Origin of the sequence: Mesorhizobium sp. LSHC420B00, from assembly GCF_000503055.1 — a bacterium.
In the GTDB taxonomy this organism is placed as follows: Bacteria; Pseudomonadota; Alphaproteobacteria; order Rhizobiales; family Rhizobiaceae; genus Mesorhizobium.
The window spans coordinates 52,393-75,174 of sequence record NZ_AYVY01000016.1; the positions used below are offsets into that span (position 1 = coordinate 52,393).

Genomic DNA, 22,782 nt, shown 5'->3' on the forward strand with positions numbered 1-22,782 from the left:
ATCTCCCGCTTCAGTCCGATTTCGGCTCGTCCAATTTGAGCCCGATCTTCTTGTCGCCGCTCTGGATAGCTTTGGCCGTTTCAGCAGTAAGCGCCTTGACGTCGTCGGGCATCTTGGCTTCCCATGCCGGATTGAGGGCAAGGTCGCCGGAGCCTTCCTGCCAAGTGAACCACTTCGCTTCCTTCGGGGCGTCGAACTTGGCGCCAGTGGTCTTTGCCTTCCACCACTCGTCGATGATCCAGTTGATGTGCGGATCCCATTTGACGATGGTCGAGGCGATGATCGACTTCGGTGCGACCTTCGACATGTCGACATAATTGCCGAAGCAGCCGATACTGCGCTGCTCGCACACCTCGAAGGCGCCCGACATCTGGTAGATCATGTCCGCACCGGCGGCGATCTGCGCCGAGGTGGCTTCGTTCGATTTGGCCGGATCGAACCAGGACTGGATAAAGCTAATCTTTTGCTTCACCTTCGGGTTCACTTCCTTGGCACCGGCGAAGAAGGCGTTGATCTGGTCATTGGTGTCTTCGGCCGGGAAGGTGGAGACAGCGCTGACGACATTTGACTTGGTCAGTTTGCCGGCCAGCTGTCCCATCACATAGGCAGGCTCGTGCGCATGGATGAATATCCAATAAGCGTTGCCACCGAGGCCGCGATTGCCCGAACCGCTCATGACGAACATCGTGTCGGGGAACTCGTCTTTCAGCTTTTCGATCGCATCGACATAGGCGGTGTCGCCGAACAATATGTCGTATTCGCCCGTCTCCGCATAGGTGCGGAACACCTGCTCGGCATTGTCGTAGACGTTCTCGGTGTAGTTGATCTCGATGTCGAGGCCGTGCGGCTTGGCGGCGATGATCCGGTCCATGGAGCTCACGAAGGAGGATTCCCACGGTGCTTCCTTGCCGGCAGAAAGAATGCCGGCGATCCTGAGCTTTGTCGGCTCCTCGGCCTGCGCGCGGCCGCCCACCAACAATGTCGCGGCGACGAACGAAACCGCTACGAGAAATGTCTTCAGCATGGTTTCCTCCCTTTGTGTCGTGTTCCCAGCTTATGAGGCTTGTTTCAACGGATTGACTACCTTCAGGTTGACGCAATCGATCAAGCCGAGATCGGTTATCGCGAAATCGGGAATCGCGGTGATCTGCAGTACGAACATGTACATGAAGGGCCATGGCAGCGTACAGCCAAGCGCGCGTGCCGCATCGTCGAGTTCCAGTTCCTTCTTCGCCATGTCTGAAGGCTCGAGGTCCGAGACGATGCCGCCGATCGGCAACGGCAGGAACGACACGATGCGACCGCCGTCCGTCACCACCTGGCCGCCATTGTTCTCGACGATGTGGTTGATCGCCAATGCCATGTCGTCGGGGTTGGTACCGAGACAGACAATATTGTTGTCGTCGGGCGCCGCCGAGGTGGCGAGCGCGCCGGAGCGCAGCCCGAAGCCGGAGGCGAAGGCGACCGGCCGGTTGGAGGTGCGGCCATAGCGCTCGACGACGGTGAGATACTGCACGTCCTGCGACGGATCGGCCTCGACATAGCCGTCGCGCACCGGCAGCACGACATCGCGCTGCCTGCGTACGAAAATCTGTTCGGGCGTGACAGCGATCGTCAGCACTGGCGCCTTGTCGACCGCCTCGGGCGCGCGCACCAAAAGGTCCTCGCGTGAAACGGGCGCAAGTTTGAACGTGTCGGTGACAAGAGTGCTGCGCGCCGGCGGCGTGAGATCGTCCACGAGCCTGCCATCGCGCGCGGCAAGCCTTCCCTTGGCGATGACGGCCGAGACGCGGAAATCCCCGATATCCTTGACCAGCAGGATGTCGGCGGCGAGCCCGGGCGAGATCGAACCGACCTTCTGGCCGATACGCAGCGCTTCGGCGCCGTTGATGGTGGCCATCTGGATGGCTGTGAGTGGCGGAACTCCCATCGTGACCGCCATGCGGATCATGTTGTCGAGATGGCCGCGGCCAAGGATGTCCGATGCGACCACGTCGTCGGTGCAGAAGCTGATGCGGTTTGTGGCCCCTATCCCCATCTCGGTGACGATGCGCAGGTTCTCCTCGAGAAAATGCGAGATGGAGGACTCGCGAATGACAACATGCATGCCCTTGCGCAGCTTTTCCAGCATCTCGTCCGCGGTGTAACTCTCGTGGTCGGAGCGCACGCCGGCCTGCAGGTAACTGTTCAATCGATTGCCGCGACACATCGGCGAGCAGCCGAGGATCGGCAGTCGGCTCTTTTCGGCGATCTCCACCGCCTGCAGGACGTGTTCGTCCATCGTGTCGACGAACTCTCGCACCGTCTCCCATATGCCGACGCATTCGGGCCAGGAATGGGTTGCGCGGTGATCGTCCGGTCCGAAATAGTAGCCGACATTGGAGCGCGGCAGCGTATAGGGCGTTTTGCAGGGCGCGCCCCAGAAGATCTTGAGGGGAGTTCCTTTCGCTTCGTCGAGGAATTCGCGCGCGCCTTCGAGGCCGGACACCACGAGGATCTGGTCCAAGCCAGACACGATCGAAGTGGTGCCGAGCGGCACCACCGCCTTGGCGAAGCTGGTGACCGACATTTTGGAGCATTCAACGTGGAGGTGGCCATCGATCAGGCCGGGGCAGAGGAAATGGCCGGTCGCATCGATCATCTCGGTCTCGGGCCCGCGATACTCCGAGACATGTCCGACAGCGACGATACGGTCCTTGTAGACGGCGACGTCGGCGGGATAGATCTCGCCCGACGCGACATTGACCAGCGTGCCGCCGCTGACGATGAGCGTTGCCTTGTACTCCGCGCGACCGGCGCGGATGAATTCGCGTAGATCGGACAACTTCATCTCCCGTTCATGCAATCTCGCGCGGCCGGGATCTAGCCTCGTCCTGCGCCAAAGCCCAGCTTGCGCGCTGTGATCCTGTCGTATTAGGGTCGTCCATGCAAACCTCAGCCTCTAGTCATTTCTGGACATAACGTTCAAATTCTTGGACGACCGATGGATTTTGAAGCAATTGACTATTTCATTAAGGTGGCTGAGGCGCAGTCGCTCTCGCACGCCGCGAAACTGTATGGGCTGCCCAAGTCTAGCCTCAGCCATAAGGTCCGCGCGTTGGAGGATTCGCTTGGTGTCGCGCTGTTTGTGCGCGACGGGCGGGAACTGCATCTGAGCGATGCCGGAGTCGAGTTCCTCGACCATGCCCAGCGTATCAAGGAAACCTGCGAAGGAGCGAAGGCGGCGATCGCCGAGGCGGGTCACGATATCGCCGGCACGCTGACGATAGGCTCGACCGGCGAGTTCGGCACCTCCTTCACCTCGGAGCTGCTGTTCGCCTTCCGCCAGCAGTATCCGCAGGTACATGTCGACGTGATCTTCCTTTCGCTCGGCTATTTCCTTGCGCCGGAGAAGCACCAGCCCTTCGACGGCATATTCCATTGGGGCGAGCCGGCGAATTCCGACTACATTGCGCGCAAGCTCGGCGAGGCGTCGTTCTGCCTGTATGCCAGCCCGCGCTACATTGAAAACTTCGGGGAACCGGCGATGCCCGCGGACCTGGCCGGTCACGGCGCCGTCGCCTTCCGCCAACCAAGGGGCGTTCAATCCTGGCATCTCGAGCGCGGCGGGGAAACGGTCGACTTCATACCCACCGCCCAGTGCATGGCGAACGACTACTGGATGCTGAAATACTTCGCCGTCGCCGGCGAGGGTATCGTTTATCTGCCAGCCTTCTTTACCGAGATCGAGTGCATGAACGGCGACCTGGTGCCAGTACTGCCGGAGTGGCACTCGCCCCTGGTCCCGATAAACCTGCTTTATATGCGACGCCGTTATGTGTCGCGCAAGTTCGCCGCCTTTCTGGATTTCTGCCTGGACTATTATCGGCAGCGCGCCGCTTACAGTTCACCTAGGTATTGCGTCGAGGTCGTGCGCCCCTTTGGGGGCCAGCGCCCCGGAGGAGAAAGTAACAGATGATCAAGGCGTGGGTCCGAAATGCGCGCCGCAGTTGGTTGATGTCGCCATGGGCGCACCGCCCGCTGGTATGGTGATCCGGAACGTGCGCTGGGCGAATGTTCATTCGGGTGAGATCATCCTCGCAAAAACCACGACCAGCCGGTTGGGAGGGCGCGAAATCGCCGCCGCCTAGCGGAGGCAGGGAAGGGCGTATTGTCTTGCTCCAAAAATGCCCTCGCGGGAATTTGCTCCGGTCACCGCAATGACAAAGATCAGCCAATTGACTTTTGCTCGCGGGGCCGCATCAAGACGCAATATTTTTGCGCGAAATATTCCGGACTGACGGCAAAGCAACGATGACCAACCGTACGTTTCTTATATCCAATTGACGCCAACCAAGAATAAATTAATATCCGGCTGGGGCGTGTCTTTGGGGAGGGTTGGATGAGCAATGTGCAAAGGGTAACTCCAGTTCTAGAACAAGCAATCGCTGCACTTCTAAACAGGGCCGAGTATGACGACACCGTTTCGATCAAAGCGGCACTGAAGGATATTAGGCGGGCTGCGCCTTATTTGGCCGCATCCGACGAAGAGCTAACCGAGGCGATTATCGAAGTATCTGCTGTCATGGGCCTGTCTCAATGAGTGGCATTGCGTATCCTGGCGATTTGGCTTTGTTGAAGCAGGTCTTGATCGTGTCTGCGCCGAGGCAGGTATCTCCGTTAGTAGCATGCAGGCGGAGCGCCTGAGCGTGAGCGCAATGGCACTCTTCTAGGCTAGGACGGCGAGTTCGACGAGGCGCCTTCTCGGCGTGCGATTCCGCGACCGGGCCGAGGCTGGCCGTCAGCTCGCCGCCGCGCTCGAACCTTTAGCTGTTGACAATTCTCTGGTGCTGGCGTTCCCGCGCGGCGGGTTCCCGTCGCGTACCATGCCGTCGGGCCCACTATGACGATTTCGATCAGGTCACGGACGGTGAAGTCATTCGTCTTTCTAGCGGCGCAGGAAAATCCCCCTAAAAGGATGTACTGACCAGGATCGGCACGGGCTTCTCCCTGTGTCCGCAGGTGCCGAGGTCTCGAGCCTCATTCGGCCTGGTGACTTCGAGCCCGTCACATGAGTTCTGAAGGCTGAACCACCGGGAGTGGAACACTCCGCTTTCAAACCGGTTAGGGCAAATCACTAACGTGTGGGGATGGCGAAGGTCGCCCATGTGCAACTGCCGGAGGAAATTGGTCGATGGACACGAAGAACGAGAAAGACCTGAACAAAGCCGAAAGTGGTACCGCAAAGCGCAGTTCGCCCGAGCAAAAAGGCGGCGATCAGGCGCGAAAGGCTCAGGAATGGGGCGGCGGTTCGAAGGCCGCCAAGGGACCTATCACGCACTCCAATCATCGAAACCCAAACTCGAGCCAGCGGAGCTGAGCATGCAGAATAATCCCACGCAGAAATATCCTCAGCCGCCCTTGCCTGAACAACAGCAGGATATGCCCGGCTACACCGACGAGATGAATCCCCGCCCTGACCATGGCGAGCAGAGCTATCGCGGTAGCGGCAAACTGATGGACCGCGTTGCGCTGATCACTGGCGCGGACTCGGGCATCGGACGCGCGGTCGCAATCGCCTTCGCGCGCGAGGGCGCGGATGTGATCATCTCCTATCTCGAGGAGGATGAGGACGCGAAGGAAACGGCCCGCTGCGTCGAGGATGCCGGTCGCAAGCCTGTGATCGCGCGCGGGGACATCAGCGACGAAGGTTTTGCACGCTCGCTCATCAAACGAGCCATGGATGAATGCGGCCGGCTGGACATCCTGGTCAACAACGCCGCGCATCAGGCGACATTCGAAAAACTGGAGGATATCACGGCCGAAGAGTGGGATCTCACCTTCAGGACGAACATCTATGCGATGTTCTATCTCTCACAGGAGGCGGTGAAGGTGATGAGACCCGGCTCCGCCATTATCAACACGTCGTCGATCAATGCCACCAGCCCCTCACCTACGTTGCTCGCCTACGCCACCACCAAGGGGGCGATAGCAAATTTTACCGCCGGGCTGGCCGGACTGGTCGCGGAGCGCGGCATTCGGGTCAATGCCGTCGCGCCGGGGCCGATCTGGACGCCGTTGATCCCTTCGACGATGCCGACCGAAAAGGTGAAGGAGTTCGGCAAGAACACACCGCTGAAGCGCCCTGGCCAGCCTGCCGAGCTCGCGGCCACCTACGTGCTTCTGGCCTCGGACGGCGCCAGCTATACGACCGGCGCCCTCTACGAGGTCACTGGCGGAAGGCCGATGCTTTAATGAATTTGTCCCGGGGGAGAGCGGAAGGTCGCTTATCGGGATCGCGCTCTGGTCGCTCGCGCAGCCGTTGCGACGATAGCTTCGCCTACGTTGCTTTCCTGACTTGAAGGGTCATTCCGCCGCTCGGGCGATCAACGCGACAAGCCAAGTTCTTTGCGGCCGTTGCCCAGCAACGGAACGCGGAGCAGGTCAACCGCGTTTCACGACAAGGCGGTGATATTGGAGGTATTAAATGCCAGCCAAATCCAAGGCCCAGCAGATGGCGGCAGGCGCCGCCCTTGCGGCCAAACGCGGTGAAAAGAAGAAGAGCGAGTTGAAGGGCGCGTCCAAGTCGATGGTCAGGTCGATGAGCGAGAAGGAACTTCACAAAATGGCGTCGACCAAGCGCAAGGGCAAAGCCGAACATGCGTCCAAATCGTGAGTAGATGGCCGGATGGGCGGCACGGCAAGCGTCCTCGTCGTCTTCCATCTCCGTTCCGATCAGATCATTTGCCTCCTGCTCGTTCGGCGTAGCGCCGCAGAAGCATCACAAAGCCCATGCTCCGCGAACGGATCCGGAAAATCTGCTTTCGTGCCGAAACTCCTTCCTTTGCGAGACTGGTCGTGCGCTAAGAGAACCCACCAAGACCGCCGATCTCGTATGACCCGACGGGCAGCGGCAATCTCCGGCTTTTACCAACGGATCACGACGACCTTCTCGGTCCCGTTGCCGAGTTCGACAGCTTCGGTGCCCTCTGGCTTGCGGCCTTGGATCTTGGCATCGTCGATGGATTCAACGACGGCAACGTTGACCCCGAAGGCCTCATCGATTTCGGCGACACAGACCAAGGTATCCGGTGGCAGGTCTTTCACTCGGTCCAACAACTCGCGAAGCTTCATGGCGGACCTCCTTGGCGACATCTGGATAACAGGAGCGTTATCCTTTTCGGCCGTGCATTCGGAACCCTCTCGCTTGAGAAAGGTTCCCCGGTCGCACTGCGCACGTCCCTTGTTTGCAACGCTGCCAGCGCAATTTCCTATTGATCATTCATCCACCCGCCGCCGAGCAGATTCTGGGGCAAGCCAGGTCTGTCGACCTAGCCGAACGCCGCAGGACATATGAGGCAGGCGGCTGGACCGGCTTTGATCTGGACGCTGTCGACTATGTCTCCGACGAGATCGAGCGTGATAACGCTCCTAGAGGCAATCGGCCCTGATTAGCTGCCCTATCCCGGGCGGCGGGCACTGCCCGGCAGGGTTTCGGGATCGGGGCTGCAGGAACAGAGTGACTTTGGCCGGTTCTGTCTTCCAGCGACGTTTTCGACCTGCTGAGCGACGACAGGGCAGACGTGGACCGGGCGTTGGAGGCGCCGGAGTGGATCGCCAGCCACAAGCTGTTCCGTTCCTGGCTCGTTTGCATCGCTCGCCGTGGGCATCCGTTGCTGCGTGCAAGGGGCGTACGAACTGGCGAGACCATCCCCACCGACATTTTCTGCGCGATCCCACAGGCGTTGCGTTCGGCTGACGGGAGCAAGACTGGAACCATAGATCCCGCGCTCGACCCATAGATGCCGTAGTCAGTTCCATGGCCGTATTGTTGCAGAAGACAAGACCGTCGACCCTTGGGACAGATTGGACCAGCCTGTCGCTGCCCAGAAGCCGCCATAAAAGCGACTGCAGGCCGGGCCCAATTCGGCGGTCATTTCACCCTGATCGAAATTTGGCTCCCGCGACTCGACGCTCGGCGGGTAGTGAGTGCGCGGGCGGTTGAGGCTGAATGGCTCGACTCTGACCTCAACCAAGGTGACACAGGATTTTGGGAAGCCCGGGCGTCCAGCGAGTTAGGTCGCGCGCCCACTTTGCACGTACCATATGATATGAGCCTATCGCGGTCATTGTCGCGTTGCAGTGGTGTTTACTGGCCAGTTGATCTGGACTGCTTCGGCGGGCGTTTGACCGGCTCTGCAAGGAGGGCCGCCTAGCCAAGAAAGACAGAGAACAGCGGGAATACCTGGCTGCGGAAGTCTTCCAAGTTTTCGACGATCGGACGAGGGACGAAGCGGACCCGTTGCGTGCGACACCAGAGCATCGTCGCTACTCTAAAATTTAGAACTGACCTGGCACCGCTCTATCAAAAGCAGAGTTGCTGGTGCCGAGCTGAGGTCGCGGTTGTGGCAGAAGCGTCGTCGATGCTCAGAAATCGGCTTCCTCGAAGTATTTGGCCTTCAGCCATGTGTTCGACGATCCGCTCCTGTAGCCGCTGTCGGCGCGCTTCGAGATGATGCTCTCGAGCCCCACCTTCTCGATGGCCCGAAAGATCGCTAGCGCACTGCTCTCGAAATGCTCTCTGTACTGGATCTTGCCGAGGCCGTGCTCAACGAGTTGCCACAGCGCCTGCTTGCGCTGCAGCAGGGGCAAGGAGGCTAGATCGCGACCGTCGAGATGGAGGATATCGAACGCGACGAACACCAGCCGGCTCGGTTCGTGCCAGATCGCGGCTTCCAGCGCAGGGCAATGGGGAGCGCCCTGCTCGCCTGGAACAATGACCTCGCCGTCGATAATGGCAGCCCGGCATGGCAGCTCGGCAGCCAGCGCGATGGGCCAGTATTTCGTGGTCCAGTCACGGCCGTTCTTGCTGTACAGGCGCACGCCGCCTTTATCGATGATGATCTGCGTTCGGTAGCCGTCAAGGTTGACCTCGTGAACCCATCCGTCATCTTCGGGCGGCTCCGTGACCCGAGTCGGGATCTGCGGCGGAATGAACTCCAGCTGGCCGCCGTTCACCTTGGCACGCTTACTCAATGACGCCACCTTTGATCGCGCGGCGGCTGATCGGCACAGGCCCGACATCCCCCCAACTTGGACGCCTGCCGCCTGTGCCGAGCCCCCGCCGAGCCATTGCGAGCATCTGCGCACGAGGCCGGATTGTCGTTAGCTTGGCGTCCAAATACTTGTCCTGGTGTACATATTGGCTGTAGGCGCCGCGCTCCTGCACCTTCTCACTATCGGTGCGGGGCTCACGCATCGTCCCCGGCTGACCTATACTATCTCGGGTTGCCGCAAGCCTACGCAGTCCCCTGGCAAATTTCGGGACCTGGTTAGTCCATCAAAAGCACCAGAGCGGGATGCAGCTTCTTCAGATTCGGCAATGATTTCGATTGCCAGGGTATGTCGGGCGTTCCACGCACGACGAGTCGAACATCGGGATGCTTGCGCACCTCGATAGTAAATTTCGCCAGCAGGTTGATGCCGGAAGAGTTGAGAAAGTGAAGGTCCTTCAGATTGAGCGTAATGGAAGCGGGATTCGAGGCAAGCACACTGGTCGCCAACGCCGTGATAGGCGCACCGGCGTCGGAACTGGCAAGCCGCATTGCACCGTCGAAGAAAATTTCGCTTCCTTCAGTCCATACGCGGTAGTCGTCTGTCTTGATTTCCATAGCCTGGCTTCGTTTCCTCTAATTGTGAATTTGCGAGATCGGAATGGAGGCATATGTCTCCACGCAAATCCGATCGCTTTCGTTGGCGGCGCTGAATATCCAAGCCAGACGCGCGCCGTAGTCGCTCATCAACGTCAGTAATCCAAGTCCGGAGCCTCCTACGTCGGGGTTCGCGGCATTGGCTTCAATTCGCTGTATCAGCAGGTCCATGGGGTCGCCAACCGTGATGTCCTCCAGGAGACTTTGGAACTCGGACGCATCTTCACCATCGAGGTCATTCGACACCTTGAGCTTGAAGCATTCCGAATCCATCGACGCCTCGATCAAGATCTCACCCGGTGCGCGAAACTTGACGGCATTTTCGATCAGTTCGTTGACCAGATATCCAATGCTGTGCCGCACTTCCATGTAGTCATTGCGGGACGACCGGAAGCGCAATGCGAAAAGATCGGCGATGAAGTCCGAGGTCGTGGCACAATGACGCCAACTCAAGTCGAGAGGTCCGTCGAACAGCCGCACGCGACTGACGCTCTCCTTCATCCCGATTGCAACGTCAGGGGTCCCGAACAGCGTTGTCATGGCTATGTGTGCCTTATGATCACGAGGGTGATGTCGTCGTGGATCTTCTGGATCCCGATATGGGCCATGAGATCCTCGATGATCCCGGTTTTGATTTCCTCGGCGCTCCCGCCTTGACGTTTTCGTGCGCTCTGGCAGAGGCGCTCGAACCCGAACAGCCTTCTGTCTTGGTCTTCCGCCTCGGTCACACCGTCGGTGTGCAGCACGATCACGTCGCCACTGCCGAACAGGATGTCGCGCGTAGCAATGAACTTCGAGATGTCATTCTCCAGGCCAACCGGCAGACCCAGATCCATCGTGTCGATGCGTTCGACGTCCCCGTCCGCACGCACGACGAGAACGTCCTCATGCTGGCCGGATAGCGTTACCCGCTCATCCTCGAAGTCAAGGAAGGCCAGCGAGAGATGCTTGCCGGTGTTCGTCCGCTCGATGTTCTTGTAGATCGCTCTGTTCAGCCGATCCAGAAACTGGTGCGGATCCGCCTCGTTGGTCTCCTGCAGCGCACGTGCAACGGATTGGACCATCAGCATCAGCACGCCGCTCTCGAGACCATGACCAGTCACGTCGCCGATGCCGATCTTGACCCGTGACCCGTTCTGCAGGACGTCATAATAGTCACCGCCGACCTCGTCGGCCGGCCGCATGTAGGCCGCGATCTCCAGCCCCGGAATCGCTTCGAGTTCGAATTGTTTCGGCAGGACCATCATCTGTATCTGCCTGGCGACCGCGAGTTCGGCGCCAAGGCGGATGTTCTCATCCTGCAACTTTTCGTTGAGTGCGGAAATCTCCTGATTGGCGTCCCCGAGTTCCCTGGTTCGTTCGTCGACGAGTTGCTCGAGGTTTTCCGTGTGAAAGCTGATCTGCTCGGCCATCCGGTTGAAAGCGACCCCCACCGCTCCAACCTCGTCGCGCGTCGGAATGCTTACCCGGACTGAATAGTCTTTCGCCTGCAACCGCTTGGCGGCCCCGGCAAGCGCACTGAGGCCTGCAGTGATCCGCTTTGAAATTCCGAAGACAGCCGCAAAGACGATCAGGAGCGAAACGATAACTGCGATGACCTGGGTGATCAGGATCCGGTTGGTTGCGCTTGAAATGCTCTGCTGCGCTGCAAAGAGGGAAGCATAAATTTCCCGTTCGGGGACGACGAAGCCAAGCATCAGGGTTTCGGCCGTGATGGACCCCGTACTATTCCAGAGATTGACTGGGTTTAGTCGGCGAAGTGCGACGATGTACGGTTGGGCTTTGCCGTTTTCCTCAATCGAAATATGCTTAATGACTGTCTTGTCGTCGGCGGGAAGTTCGAGCGCTGCGACGGTCGCGTGCGTACTCTTTTTGAGCGAGCGATCGAGGCCGGTAACGCCTTGACCTGCCGCACCACTTGCGATCTTGAGCCCGAGCATTTTCTCGCCTTCAGGCTTGATCGCGAGCACATTGCCGTTCGACATGGTGAGAAAACCGAAGCCCGTATCGGCGACCTTCACGCTTTCGACGATGTCAGCGAGTTGATCGAGCGTAACGTCGGCAGCGACCATGCCGGCGACATTACTGCGGTCTTTCGTCCAGAGTGGGTGGAAGAAGCTCACTATGAGCTTGCCGGTAATCGCGTCAATATAAGGAGCAGTCGCAGTGATGTCATCGCCCTTTACGGGGCGCGAATCGGGCTCCCTGATCCAGCCTTCCCAGCCTTCATAGACGCCAGGAAAGAAGAAATCCCAGAAATTCGCTTTGTCGTGGCCTGGATAAAGCTTGTCGAAGGTCTGCGCCTGATCGGAATAAGGAATCGTGCGCATGATCGGCCCTGCCTTCGGCCCTACGTAGTAGACCTGCAGCTTCTTGGCTCCAGTTGCCATCTGGCTTGTGCCAAAAATATCGAAGATCGCACTCTCCTGAATGTCGCGGAGAATTTCGGGCTTCGGCTGGTGATCAGCGGAGAGGAGATATCCCCAGACACTCATGACCGAAGGTGACCCTTGCCGGGTCTGTACCCAGTTTCCCGTGGCGTCATATGCAAGCGGCGCATTAAAATAGGGGTTCTTCGCCAACGCCTTGCCGATCGCATCTTTTGCTTCCGGGTAATCTATTAATCTCTGCATGGAGGCTGCAAGTGCGGTCACCTCGGAGTGCATGCGGCCGAACAGGAGATCGGCGCGCAGCGCCGTCGTCTCGATATAGTTCTGGAGGTATTCCTGGCTTGCCTTGGTGAGGCCGCTCTCGATCTGGTGCGTCGCGTCCCGGGAAAGCCGGTTCACATTCCACAGCGCGACGCCGCCGCCGACGAGGAGGTCGAACAGCACNGTGCGTCGCGTCCCGGGAAAGCCGGTTCACATTCCACAGCGCGACGCCGCCGCCGACGAGGAGGTCGAACAGCACCGCCCCACCCACAACGATCAAGAATTTAGCGCGGAAGCTGTTAAGCCGGAGAACAGGCCAGGGTCTGGGCGGTGTTGCATCCAACTCGGTCATAGCGGCTTGCGTCCCGATGCAACCCAGATCGGCCAGCCGGCATAGCCCTTGGAGTGGAGCGCAGCGAAGATGTGGTCCTGGAAGCCCTGTCGGAACCGCCTGATAAATGCCGGTGTGTCACCTCGCTTGGTAGCCATCTCGCCTGCATAAACATCCTCCCATGCCGCTATGACGTCCGCGAAGTCCTGTGGATCGCCGTCGTGGTTGGTGACCATGAAGGACTCGACCCGAATGTCTTCGAGCCCCGCTTCGGTCAGGTAGCGTTTGCTCTTCGGGCCGAGCTCAATATCCATCTGGAAGTGGGCCCACAGCTTGGCGACCTCGTTATAGGTCCACTGGATGCTGTCGGCGCGTGGTTCGCCCAGGCAGTGCGAATTTTTTTCGTTGGTGATGTAGACACGTCCGCCCGGCTTGCAGATGCGAAACAGTTCCCTGAGGATCAGTTCGGGCTTGTGGAACACCTGCAGCGAATGGCGGCACGTGACGAGGTCGAACTGATTTTCCTCGAGCAGCATTTCTGATGCATCGCCATAAGTGTACTCGATGCCCTTGATATCGAACTCCGCAGCCACGTTTCGCGCATAGGCGAGGCTCGACCTGGAGTGGTCGAGGGCGACGATCCGCGATGGCTGGAACTCCTTCTGCGCGAGCACAGCGAAATCGCCGATCCCGCAACAGATGTCGGCCATGACGATCCCGGGCCTCATACCGTGTCGCGGCAAGATTGCGCGCTCGTGGCGCCATGTCATCTTTGTCTGAGTACGCAGGATCGGTACGAACCCGCCTTCCTCAAGGAAGCCCTGCCCCGGATAGAATTCGGTGTCATACTCCTCGACCGTGATGTTCGGTTCAATTCCGCTCAGGCGACCGAATTTTCGCGAGGTCCATCCGACGACGCTTGACGTGATGACGACGAATTTGAGATCTGGTCGAGCGCGACAGGCGTCAATAATGATCCTCGAAAAGGTGTGAAATGCAGCGTTATTCATCTGCGTCAGGCGTCGGACATTGACGTAGAGAACGCCCCGCACACGGTCGATCGCATCGCGAAGCAATGCTATGCTGGACCCAAGCTCATCGATCGCCTGAGGCCGGACCACCCCCGATATGGAGAACTCCTGATTGTTCGCGTCGTATTGCGCCTTGAAGCGGGGGAGAAGGTCGTAAGGGCTCAATTTTGCAGGCCTTCAAGCGGAAGATCCACGACAAGCTTGATTGCATCACCATCGGCTTCCTCGACCCTGAGTGTCGCGTTGTAGTCGACAGCCAGTTCCAAGAGTACGATTTCCCGGCTGGGCGCGAGATCCCCAGACACAGAATTAAGATATCGCTCCCTGGCCTCGAACCCTGCGACTTGCGACACGGCTTCTTCGTAGAACTGGCGCTCTTCTGGCAGGCAAGGAAACGTCAACTCGATCCTGTCCGTGGCGCCGTGGCGAGACACCCTGCATGCCAGTTCGCCGTCGGCATGGCGCGTACGAAAGGCGACTTCCAGCAATTCGTTGAAGGCAGAGGAAAAGAGATTTGAATGCCGGACCGAGTCTGACCTGTTTTGACTGATCATCCGGGCCATGTATGTCGAGAGATAATCGCAGTGTCTCCAAGCGGAGACGAAAGCTTTGATTTCCATGTCGATCTGGATCATGGGCTCAAAAGTCGGCCCGCCAGCCAGATCATGATGAACAGGTCCCATCGGCATCCTCCCTTGTTCTATCAGTATTGACCCCTGGCGGCGCGATGACCTCCGAGGCGGAAAATTTCACCGCGCTCCGTTATGACTCAGTCTCGCACCGACTCCAAAAATTGCGCGGTGTCTGCCTCGATCGTTTCTACAAATCTCCACTTCGCCGTTGACAAAGGGTGCAAGGCGCTAGACCGCCCGATTTGATTGCTCCATCGCTCGTACCACCCTCAGCGGGGACCGCCTGATGAAATCGCTGGTTGCCTCGGCTCCGAGCGGGCGTCCCAGGAAATTCCCTTGCAGGCAATCGCAGTTCTCCTTGATCAGCCACCGTGCCTGTGCCGACGTCTCGACCCCCTCGGCGGTGACGCTTATTCCCAGGCCGTGCGCCAGACTCATGATCGATCGCACGATGGTCTGGCTTTTGAGATCGGTCTCCAGGTCCGCGATAAAGTACTGATCGATCTTCAAGGTGTCGAAGGGAAAGTTCTTAAGGTAGCTCAACGATGAATAGTATGTTCCAAAATCGTCTAGCGATATTCGTATCCCCAAGACGCTCAGAGTATTTAAGGTGTCGATATTGTCGATCGTCTTCTCAAGAAGAACCTGCTCGGTTATCTCGAGTTCAAGTCGGTCGGCCCGGATTCCAACTGAGTCGATGATTTGAGCAACCGTATCCGTTAGCGAACCGCTAAGGAACTGAGCCGGCGACACGTTCACTGCGACCGTCAGCGAGGAAGGCCACGTCAATGCCTGGCGACAGGCTTCCTCGAGCACCCATCGTCCAATCTCGTCCATCAGACCGTCGGCTTCGGCGATCGGTATGAAAACGTTGGGAGGAATGATTCCGATCTCGGGGTGCCGCCACCGCAGTAGCGCTTCGAAACCGATCACCGACGAGGGAGGCCGATTGAGCGGCTGATACTCCAGATAAAGTTCGCCCCGCTCCAGCGCGGTTCGAAGGCTGCGCCTCAGATTCTCGCGTTGCTCGAGCAAGAGCAGCATCGAACGGTTGAATGTTCGAGCGCAGCCGCGTCCATCTGTCTTGGCCGCGTAAAGAGCAATGTCAGCGGCTTTCATCAGCTGCTCGCCATCCGTCCCGTGCTCCGGGCTGAAGGCAATTCCGATACTCGAGCCGACGAAGATGGGAATGCCGTTGATGACGAACGGCTCCTTAAACGCGTCGACCAGCGATTCGGCGAGGCGCTCAGCCTCTGCTGGCTGCCCCCTTCCCAATTGGATGACAGCGAACTCATCGCCGGCATACCGATACGCAGATTCTCCGTCCTGCAGCGCGTCGCGGATACGACCCGCTGCGAGCTGAAGAAGCGTGTCGCCTGCTCCATGGCCGAGCGTGTCGTTGACCGCTTTGAAACCGTCAAGGTCGATTTGCAACAGGGCGGCTTCCGGCTTTGGTCTGCCGGGGGCCGCCAGTGCTTGCTGCAGCCGCTCGCCGAATCGCCGCCGATTCTGCAGTCCGGTCAGCACGTCGTGTGTCGCCTGATGAAGCAGAATTACATGCTCTTCCTCCTCCGCTGCGCTCCGCCCGCCGTGCTCCCTTGATTCGATGATTCCCACACCATTTGCAGTGGGGAAGACGAAAACGGACCGGGGCGCTTCGCCTGATGACGACGGCAAGTCGATGCTTGCCGGAGAGCCGCCCTGGAACACACGAAGGAAATCGTCGCGATACCTCGCATTGAGAAAGCTCGGGTAGATCTCCCAGACGGCGGCGCCCAGCGCCACCGCGCCTCCGTACACGCCCTTGAGCTTGGTTGCGTAGTGCGTCAGGCGGAAGTCGCGGTCATAGATTGACAAAAGTTCGGTCGTGTTCGCCAAAAGGTCAGCGAGTATCCCATCGCCGGCACGTGGAGCATCGCTCGAGGAAGGCCCCTCACTCTCTGTGCCGACGCCTGATGCCTGTGGGCGCAAGAGCCACCTCCATAGGCGGTGCAAATTCGCGCCCCCAATCTAGGAATAGCATAACTATCAACCTTAGCAAACTTTCAACTCGCAGTCTTAACAAGTGCCGCATGCAGCGCAGTTGCAATGCATGCTCCGCCGTGACTGGTGACAAATTATCGGTAACGTCGAACAGTCACAGTTCGTTAATAAATCGCGAATTGGCGGGAATCAGCTATGTGATTGATGGCGCGGTGGACGCGACACGAAGATATTGTGCGGCGTGGTCTTCCCCGCCCGGCAAGCCTGTTTTGAGCCCGCCCCATCAGCATCGCCGATCCTGTACTCAGCTTCCGAGCGCTTTGAGCCAACCTTCAAAGGAAGAGGCTTTCTCCTGTCCGGCAAGCGAAACAGAGTTGGCGGGGCGCGGCAACACCACCGTGCTGCGGCCTTCGCGAGGGCTGTAACCGAATTCCTTGCTGAATGCCCGGCTGAAATTAGCCGCTGAACTAAACCCGAAGGCTTCAGCAATTTCAACAATGCGCCGGCTGTCCGCCGGATCGCTTAGCGCAACATGGGCTGCCAGAAGGCGGCGACTTTGTACGTAATGGAGAACACCACCGCTTGGTTCGAACAACTGATACAGACGAGAGCGCGAGACGCCGAGCGCCCGGCACATTGAATCCGGTGTCAAATGAGCCGCATCCAGATTGTGGTGGACGTATCGACGCGCTCGCTCCATTAGCGCGACACCCGTCAATTGTTCGACGGCCGCAGCTTGTTCCGCCGGAGGCCCGAGGCAGGCAATAATCATGCTGCGTGTTGCGTGCACGATGCGGGGCAGATCGTCAGCCGTTAGGCTGCGCAGTCTTGCTTCTATGCTGTTGACGTAGTCGACCAAGAGGTTGGCAAAGTTGCCGGACAGAATTGAATTGTTCTTTGCGTCGAGGGTTGACGCCGCATCAGAGAACAAATCACGCGGCATATACAGAAAGAGACTTTCCGAGTCCGTTACCCTCCCGCGAAACGGGTAGCCAAGCGATCTGATCTCCAATTTGCCCGACTGGTTTTCCGCAACGCGGCGATCGACCTCCGTCCACGACCGGCCAGTTCGTGGCAAGACGATGTACCAGTGATCGATCGAACTGGATCGGAGCTTAGCGGCGGAACGCAAGTAGCTATGTGCCGGCGCGCGCTGTTGAACGATCAGCATGCCACCGAGATTCCAAGCCATGTGATCGGCGGGAAAGCCATCGTTCAGCGATTTGCCATCCGGCAACCTGACCTCGACAAGCGGCGCCATATGCTCTTGCCAAGCGGCGAATTGACCTTCTGGCGCCAGTTCAAGCGTTGAAAAGGGCAGAGGTTCGAGCGCCGGCTCGAGTGATGGAGCGTCCCCATTGTGGGGTTGACCTTCGCGCGGCCAACGACGTCGGTCACGGTCTCGCGGCTGCCTTGCAGGGGCCTCGTCTTGCCTCTTAGTGTCCATCGCGTGGTGCCATATCCGAATCGGGTATGCCCGTGCCCCTCTCAATCATGTGGTGTACTTTCAGGCATCTGGCAAGACTGGCGGAACTCGAGCCGACCGAAACGGCGATCACGCTGGATTATGGCAAGAAATGCATTCCGAGATAAGTTTCTGGATGCCAAGATAACGACACGTGCGGCCCGTTGGTCGCCTGCAGGATGGCCGGGCCAGCATCCCGCCGCTCCCATGTGGACGGTGACGAAACCTCCCATCTCTTTCAATCAGCAGTTGAACCGCGTCCGAATCTGTTGGCTGCGAGGAGGAACCAAGAACGATAATTCGCCTGCACTTGAGTCCTTGATGACGCCGCGAAGATGACGGGCATGAGCCGTACGATGGTCAACAGATATCGCGTCGAAAGCCGGTTTCCGGTTGCGGTTTCACTCGGCGACCGCCGCGTCCTTCACTCAGAGGTCTCCGATTGGATTGCAGCGAAGATCGCGGCGAGGGCGGCTTAACCCGTTGCCTTCAAAAACCACCGCGGATCCAACCGCGGCAACTTCAAAAAGGGGACCACCAACCTGCACATATTGTCAATTAGACTGAAGCCGCCTGGCGCGCCAGGAGCGTCATCGCGCGCTTTGATATTTCGCTAACCGATGACTGTCGATTGCACGGCATGAAGCTTGTTGAGAAGCCCGACGACCGACGCATGACGTACGGGCCACAATCAGGCGCCCTGCACGTCGCGACCTTGGCACCAGCATTCGCAGAAGAAATCACGTGCGCCGATGGCGTGGCCCTTGGAGGCTTGAACGCCCATGAGGATCTCAGACACCATACGCTCATCACGACGAGATCCCGATCACTTGGGCGACTTGGCTATCGAATGCCGGCATTGTTGTGGCGTGACGTTCGACTCCGCAACTTTCGCCGTCGAGCCCGCCGTTCGAGGTGAGGGCGTCGTTTTGGGTCGAACCATGCTGGTCCCGGCTGACCTTGCCGCCGGCACACTTGTACGTCCCTTGAACTCGCCCTCGAGGCCTCGTCAAAATACTTCATCGTCTACCCGCCCTGCGCCATTGCCCAGCGGAAAGTCAAAGCGTTTCGGGATTGGCTGTTTGCTGGGATGCATCCAAACGACGGCCTTATGGCAAGACTGAGATGCGTCCAAGAAGAGCCACCAGTTCCGCCTGACGTTTCGTTTCAGTCTTGGCGAACAGCGAGGCAAGGTGAGAGCGGATCGTGGTGCGGCTGAGGCGCCAACTGCGCGCGATCTCCAAAGGCGCATCGCCCTGAGCCAAGCGCAACGCGAGGTGCGTTTCCGCGCCCGTCAAGCCAAACATCTTTTGCAGTGTCTGAGGATTTGGCCCCGACCTGTTCTCGCGGTCCAGTAACGCCACAATGCTCGTTCCGTCAGGAGCGATAAACCCGTTCTCGTTCAATATCACCGGCGTGTCGGCGCTGCTGCGGATCACCACCCATGATAGTGAGCCCGGCAGGAAATGGGCCGGAACATTCGCGATCAGCCGCCTCAAGGCCACTGAAAGGCCGCTGGCCGTATCGGCTACTTGGCCCTGGCGCTCCAGCGTGGTTTGAGCGGCCGCGTTCCATTCGACCACTTTCCTCTCTCGGTTCAGCACGAGATAGCCGCAGCCGATGCGATCAAGCATGCCGGTTATGGATTCCAGGCTACGTGCTCTTGGCTCCCCGACCCCTGCGCCCAGTCGATCAGATGCACGATCTGAATAGGCATAAGAGGGCCGCTTCGTATCGGCCTCACGGTCATACTTGGTCCTCATCGGAATGTATCGGTTGCCCGCCGCAGCTTCAGTGTGTCTATCGATCAGAGTCATTTTCTACCCCTACCCACAATTTCACCAGCATGAAGCAAGTTGTTCTGGATTTACAGAAAGTTCTTCAACGTGATTCGTTCAGATGGTGTTGTAATAAGTTACTCGTTCCTGATGATTGTACCGTTCAGAGTTCAAAAGTGTGCGTGCAATCGCGACAGTTATAATATCCATATATCATTAACTTGTGATTATGTTCCGGATGTGAAATTCACGCCGAAATTTGGCCCGCCTCCTTCGGTTTTTACTGATTCTTAGTCCGATCGTGGTCGCAATATGTTTCGACGGTTCGTTATTAACGTATCCATCAAGAATTATCTTGCGACCGGCTTCGCTTTTGCGCTTTACGTTATTTCTAGAACCTCCTCAACTGCGCGTTCACAATGCACGATTCTATACGCACCAAGTTGAAGATTGTCGTTAGCTTCGCATCCAGAAACTTGTCTCGGGATGCATTTCTTAAGATCTCTTCATACCGCCAAGCCGCCGATAGTATTCCTGCTCACCTGTTTCCGACACCACACAGTCCGGTATGAAGATCGGATTGGAAACCGTTGACAGCGCGCTGAGCGCTATTCGGACGGCCATGGGATATTCTATCAGGATCGTGCTCAGGGAGGGCGCCGGTCACTCCCCTCGCGCAATTTCCTTCGCGAGATCGCCCTTTTCGCGAAGCCAGGAACAAATCGTGATCAGCCTCATTGTGCTAGTCAGCAAGGGAGATGAGCTGTGAGTGGCCCGCAATAAGCCAAAAACCGGGGCATCAGCAAACGTCGAAAAAGACGCAGAAGATTGGGTTAGCGGAGATGATCCAATGACCCCGCACAAGCTTCGTATTGGAAAACTCTGGCCGAACAGGCCGACGACCCTGACGCTTATGCTGACGGCTTCAGCAAGGCGGAAGCTTCTAAACGCATTGATGCACTCCGGGAGAAGCTAGGCCTGTAGCGTCCGCTTGTGGAGCATCTAGTTTAATCGTGAGGAAGAGCTTCGCTGCAGGTATTTCTGGGACAGAGCGTTAGCCGCGGTGTCCGACGTGAACAAGCCTTACGTCCCAATCAAAGGAACTGTGACTGTCGTTGCGTAATTTATCGGATACTGGTCGAAATATGGGAACTCGATGACGAAAGCATAGGTGGCGGTCAGATGCGCCATGCGGAAACCGCCGCTAGGGGGATCGATCCCAATCGTAACCTCGACGTCTTTCAATCCCAAATCCAGTAATTTTTCCGTGGCTATGGCTTGGATCTGAGCCTGCGTCAGCGAGTTCTTCATCTGCAGCGCACGCGAGGACGTTTCCAGCGTATATCGAACGCTCGACATGGCGTTCAGTGCCCAGCCGAACGCGAAAATGCCGAACAAAAGCATCATGAGAAAAGGCGCGAGCAGTGCGAACTCCAATCCGGCTCCGCCTGATGCATCCCCCGTGAAAGCTCTACCTTTAGCGAACACGAATCACCTGTTGATGATTGAGCTCGCGCGAGAAGGAGGAATCGCCAAAAATGAAGGGCGGTGACCAGATGGCTGTCGCCTGTATTACGACGAAGACCGAGGGGGCTTTCAAAGTGTCGCACAGGATCGATGGATCGACCGCGATGTTCCCGCACATATATTTCCGGCTCAGTGTCACCTGCGCGCCAGCGGGGTGGTTTTCCCAGCTTGAAAGAGCGACAGCTTGGATAGTCGCATCCTCGACTGCTCCTTGCATCACGAGGTTCGCCGCCGTTTTTACGCCTGCACGCATCGACAGCGCGCTTGATACGAAAGTCCAGCCGTTAATGACGCCAAGAAGTACCAGACAAAGGATCGGCACAATCAGCGCAAACTCCACCGCAGCAACACCTGAATCGCACCGGAAATTCCGGACGTACCGCCGTTCCACGAAGATTACTCGACAAGCCGAACAGACTGCGTCGCCGGAATGTCTCGCATTCCGAGGCTGGTGCAATCCTGGCTGATGCTCGTGTTGCCGGACCACTGCAAGGTACTGGCGACGACCTGCGTGCAACCACCCTTGCCAGAAAAATTGCCGAGATAATTGACGTCCTGGGTTGGAAAATACAGAGCGCCGGTCAAAAGCGAATCCGCCGTGCCATTGAACGTGTTCGACCCCGTCAGGTTACCTTTGTTGCCATAAAACAGAACGCCGGAATACGTGCCCGACGTCGGTGCGCTAAGCTTGATTGTGGCGTTGCCGTTCATGCTGACGCCCGAGCTGCCTGCGAGATAGATGATGACCCCGTCGCCGGAGATGTTGGCGTTCGAGTTCGCTTTGAAATCACCGCCTTGGATGACGTACACGCCGGGCGAGAGGGCAACGTTGCCGCTCAGGCTCAGCCCGCTGCAGTACGTCCCGGGGCTAAGGGTCGACAGCCTCGAGTTTTGACAGGGGATTGTGGCTGGTGGCGTCGGCAGGTCGGCAAAGGGATCACCGGCGGGTAGGGCCTGGGTTATCGGGCTGGCGCACACCGTCGTCACAGGGTTGTTCAACGAAACACCGCCGGCCGATATCAGGCAGTCGGCCTGAAGGTTTGCTGATCCTTGAAGCTTGATGGCGTCCGCAGCTATCGAATTCGACATGACGGAACAGCCCGTCATTTTTATGATCGAACTGCCCGAAAAAAGCGCCGCTTTCGGGGCGGACGGATTGAGCGACAAAGCGCAGGCTTTTGAGACGTCAGTGATAAGGGCCACCGCTCTTGCTTGTGCGCCGACCGCGTTCTGCGTGAATATCGATGTAAAAAACCGATCGAGGGTCTGATGAAGGATAACCTCGACGGCCTTTTGGGCGACATTCGGGCCGGAGGACGGGGGCGTGAAGACTTCGATCGTGCCTGCCGACGCTGCAAAACCGTTCGAGGCTGCTGACAGCGCCACGGCGGAGACAATCGCGGACTTGTCTGATCCCGAAACCTTTTCTAAAGCGCCAGCATAGGCTGCCGCGTCTGCGACCGCCTGCAATTTCAAGCTGCTGTAGTACCAATAGGACGTTTCGACACCGAAGCCCGCACCGCCGACAATCACTGGCAAGGACAGGGCGAAAACAACGGCTACGTTGCCGTTATTCCCGAGGCGTCGTCGTAGACTGCTGCCGGACCAGCCGAAGATATGGGCGCCCCATTCCATTGAGGTTTGTAGGCGCAAATACATGAAAGAAGGAATAAGAAATTCCCTCCACTTGCACCC

21 protein-coding genes and 1 pseudogene are annotated in these 22,782 nt (G+C 58.2%); 7 read left to right on the top strand and 15 right to left on the bottom strand.

All coding sequences use genetic code 11. The features are described 5' to 3' along the window. Nucleotides 1-10 precede the first annotated feature (10 nt). Nucleotides 11-1,024 (bottom strand): BMP family ABC transporter substrate-binding protein, encoded by a 1,014-nt coding sequence (locus X760_RS60510; protein ID WP_023720352.1) that lies wholly within the window; start codon nucleotides 1,022-1,024, stop codon nucleotides 11-13. Between the two features lie 30 nt (nucleotides 1,025-1,054). Continuing rightward, nucleotides 1,055-2,824, bottom strand: coding sequence for an adenine deaminase (locus X760_RS60515; RefSeq protein WP_031194392.1), 1,770 nt, complete (start codon nucleotides 2,822-2,824; stop codon nucleotides 1,055-1,057). A 159-nt stretch (nucleotides 2,825-2,983) separates the two neighbouring features. Here X760_RS60515 and X760_RS60520 point away from each other — a divergent pair, with 159 nt between their 5' ends. From X760_RS60520 to X760_RS60540, 5 genes are all read left to right on the top strand, one after another. Then, nucleotides 2,984-3,958 carry a LysR family transcriptional regulator gene (locus X760_RS60520; RefSeq protein ID WP_023720354.1) on the top strand — a complete coding sequence of 325 codons (975 nt, stop codon included), beginning with the start codon at nucleotides 2,984-2,986 and terminating at the stop codon, nucleotides 3,956-3,958. Between the two features lie 423 nt (nucleotides 3,959-4,381). Next, on the top strand, nucleotides 4,382-4,582 hold the full coding sequence (locus tag X760_RS60525) for a hypothetical protein (RefSeq protein WP_023720356.1): 201 nt from the start codon (nucleotides 4,382-4,384) through the stop codon (nucleotides 4,580-4,582). A gap of 591 nt (nucleotides 4,583-5,173) precedes the next feature. Beyond that, nucleotides 5,174-5,359, top strand: coding sequence for a hypothetical protein (locus X760_RS60530; protein ID WP_023720357.1), 186 nt, complete (start codon nucleotides 5,174-5,176; stop codon nucleotides 5,357-5,359). A 2-nt stretch (nucleotides 5,360-5,361) separates the two neighbouring features. After that, on the top strand, nucleotides 5,362-6,234 hold the full coding sequence (locus X760_RS60535; protein ID WP_031194395.1) for an SDR family oxidoreductase: 873 nt from the start codon (nucleotides 5,362-5,364) through the stop codon (nucleotides 6,232-6,234). A gap of 232 nt (nucleotides 6,235-6,466) precedes the next feature. Then, nucleotides 6,467-6,655 (top strand): DUF3008 family protein, encoded by a 189-nt coding sequence (locus X760_RS60540; RefSeq protein WP_023720359.1) that lies wholly within the window; start codon nucleotides 6,467-6,469, stop codon nucleotides 6,653-6,655. 251 nt (nucleotides 6,656-6,906) lie between these two features. On the opposite strand, the gene X760_RS60545 is transcribed toward X760_RS60540, so the two are convergent. The 9 genes and pseudogenes from X760_RS60545 to X760_RS0138515 all read right to left on the bottom strand — a co-directional run bounded on the left by X760_RS60545 (nucleotide 6,907) and on the right by X760_RS0138515 (nucleotide 17,764). Next, entirely contained in the window at nucleotides 6,907-7,113 is a 207-nt protein-coding gene (locus tag X760_RS60545; RefSeq protein WP_023720360.1) for a hypothetical protein, read from the bottom strand. A gap of 1,293 nt (nucleotides 7,114-8,406) precedes the next feature. Beyond that, nucleotides 8,407-8,997, bottom strand: coding sequence for a DNA ligase (locus tag X760_RS60555; protein WP_023720362.1), 591 nt, complete (start codon nucleotides 8,995-8,997; stop codon nucleotides 8,407-8,409). 314 nt (nucleotides 8,998-9,311) lie between these two features. After that, a complete protein-coding gene (locus tag X760_RS60565) occupies nucleotides 9,312-9,650 on the bottom strand; it encodes a hypothetical protein (protein WP_023720364.1) in 339 nt (112 codons plus the stop codon). A gap of 18 nt (nucleotides 9,651-9,668) precedes the next feature. Next, nucleotides 9,669-10,229 (bottom strand): ATP-binding protein, encoded by a 561-nt coding sequence (locus X760_RS60570; RefSeq protein ID WP_031194400.1) that lies wholly within the window; start codon nucleotides 10,227-10,229, stop codon nucleotides 9,669-9,671. 2 nt (nucleotides 10,230-10,231) lie between these two features. Continuing rightward, nucleotides 10,232-12,692 (bottom strand): annotated as a pseudogene (locus X760_RS60575) (SpoIIE family protein phosphatase). Next, nucleotides 12,689-13,867: a class I SAM-dependent methyltransferase gene (locus X760_RS60580; protein WP_023720367.1), complete on the bottom strand. Its 1,179-nt coding sequence runs from the start codon at nucleotides 13,865-13,867 to the stop codon at nucleotides 12,689-12,691. The pseudogene X760_RS60575 and the gene X760_RS60580 overlap by 4 nt, the downstream one beginning before the upstream one ends. After that, the gene (locus X760_RS60585) at nucleotides 13,864-14,385 is read right to left on the bottom strand and encodes a hypothetical protein (protein WP_031194402.1); all 522 of its coding nucleotides are present in this window, start codon (nucleotides 14,383-14,385) and stop codon (nucleotides 13,864-13,866) included. Before X760_RS60585 ends, X760_RS60580 begins: the two co-directional genes overlap by 4 nt. Before the next feature lie 177 nt (nucleotides 14,386-14,562). Then, a complete protein-coding gene (locus tag X760_RS60590) occupies nucleotides 14,563-16,212 on the bottom strand; it encodes an EAL domain-containing protein (protein ID WP_036245155.1) in 1,650 nt (549 codons plus the stop codon). A 409-nt stretch (nucleotides 16,213-16,621) separates the two neighbouring features. Continuing rightward, nucleotides 16,622-17,764: a helix-turn-helix domain-containing protein gene (locus tag X760_RS0138515; protein WP_031194403.1), complete on the bottom strand. Its 1,143-nt coding sequence runs from the start codon at nucleotides 17,762-17,764 to the stop codon at nucleotides 16,622-16,624. A 374-nt stretch (nucleotides 17,765-18,138) separates the two neighbouring features. Between X760_RS0138515 and X760_RS60595 the strand changes: the two genes are divergently transcribed. After that, nucleotides 18,139-18,261 carry a transcriptional regulator gene (locus tag X760_RS60595; RefSeq protein ID WP_245278639.1) on the top strand — a complete coding sequence of 41 codons (123 nt, stop codon included), beginning with the start codon at nucleotides 18,139-18,141 and terminating at the stop codon, nucleotides 18,259-18,261. A 630-nt stretch (nucleotides 18,262-18,891) separates the two neighbouring features. Here X760_RS60595 and X760_RS60600 read toward each other — a convergent pair. Then, nucleotides 18,892-19,416, bottom strand: coding sequence for a helix-turn-helix transcriptional regulator (locus X760_RS60600; protein WP_348633235.1), 525 nt, complete (start codon nucleotides 19,414-19,416; stop codon nucleotides 18,892-18,894). A 1,026-nt stretch (nucleotides 19,417-20,442) separates the two neighbouring features. Here X760_RS60600 and X760_RS79140 point away from each other — a divergent pair. Next, entirely contained in the window at nucleotides 20,443-20,544 is a 102-nt protein-coding gene (locus X760_RS79140; protein WP_348633238.1) for a DUF3072 domain-containing protein, read from the top strand. 99 nt (nucleotides 20,545-20,643) lie between these two features. Here X760_RS79140 and X760_RS60610 read toward each other — a convergent pair whose 3' ends face one another. The 3 genes from X760_RS60610 to X760_RS60620 are packed head-to-tail and all read right to left on the bottom strand — an operon-like array spanning nucleotide 20,644 to nucleotide 22,722. Next, the gene (locus X760_RS60610; RefSeq protein ID WP_023720377.1) at nucleotides 20,644-20,997 is read right to left on the bottom strand and encodes a TadE/TadG family type IV pilus assembly protein; all 354 of its coding nucleotides are present in this window, start codon (nucleotides 20,995-20,997) and stop codon (nucleotides 20,644-20,646) included. A 40-nt stretch (nucleotides 20,998-21,037) separates the two neighbouring features. Beyond that, nucleotides 21,038-21,427 (bottom strand): TadE/TadG family type IV pilus assembly protein, encoded by a 390-nt coding sequence (locus tag X760_RS60615; protein WP_023720378.1) that lies wholly within the window; start codon nucleotides 21,425-21,427, stop codon nucleotides 21,038-21,040. Nucleotides 21,428-21,483: 56 nt separating this feature from the next. Beyond that, entirely contained in the window at nucleotides 21,484-22,722 is a 1,239-nt protein-coding gene (locus X760_RS60620) for a pilus assembly protein TadG-related protein (protein WP_023720379.1), read from the bottom strand. Nucleotides 22,723-22,782: the final 60 nt, after the last annotated feature.

Coding starts and splice junctions, on each gene's coding strand:
- X760_RS0138515 (WP_031194403.1), bottom strand. CDS start 17,764: ATGGACACTAAGAGGCAAGACGAGGCCCCTGCAAGGCAGCCGCGAGAC.
- X760_RS60535 (WP_031194395.1), top strand. CDS start 5,362: ATGCAGAATAATCCCACGCAGAAATATCCTCAGCCGCCCTTGCCTGAA.
- X760_RS60585 (WP_031194402.1), bottom strand. CDS start 14,385: ATGGGACCTGTTCATCATGATCTGGCTGGCGGGCCGACTTTTGAGCCC.
- X760_RS60600 (WP_348633235.1), bottom strand. CDS start 19,416: ATGCTTGATCGCATCGGCTGCGGCTATCTCGTGCTGAACCGAGAGAGG.
- X760_RS60570 (WP_031194400.1), bottom strand. CDS start 10,229: ATGACAACGCTGTTCGGGACCCCTGACGTTGCAATCGGGATGAAGGAG.
- X760_RS60520 (WP_023720354.1), top strand. CDS start 2,984: ATGGATTTTGAAGCAATTGACTATTTCATTAAGGTGGCTGAGGCGCAG.
- X760_RS60530 (WP_023720357.1), top strand. CDS start 5,174: ATGGACACGAAGAACGAGAAAGACCTGAACAAAGCCGAAAGTGGTACC.
- X760_RS60510 (WP_023720352.1), bottom strand. CDS start 1,024: ATGCTGAAGACATTTCTCGTAGCGGTTTCGTTCGTCGCCGCGACATTG.
- X760_RS60595 (WP_245278639.1), top strand. CDS start 18,139: ATGGTCAACAGATATCGCGTCGAAAGCCGGTTTCCGGTTGCGGTTTCA.
- X760_RS60540 (WP_023720359.1), top strand. CDS start 6,467: ATGCCAGCCAAATCCAAGGCCCAGCAGATGGCGGCAGGCGCCGCCCTT.
- X760_RS60620 (WP_023720379.1), bottom strand. CDS start 22,722: ATGGAATGGGGCGCCCATATCTTCGGCTGGTCCGGCAGCAGTCTACGA.
- X760_RS60565 (WP_023720364.1), bottom strand. CDS start 9,650: ATGGAAATCAAGACAGACGACTACCGCGTATGGACTGAAGGAAGCGAA.
- X760_RS60525 (WP_023720356.1), top strand. CDS start 4,382: ATGAGCAATGTGCAAAGGGTAACTCCAGTTCTAGAACAAGCAATCGCT.
- X760_RS60545 (WP_023720360.1), bottom strand. CDS start 7,113: ATGAAGCTTCGCGAGTTGTTGGACCGAGTGAAAGACCTGCCACCGGAT.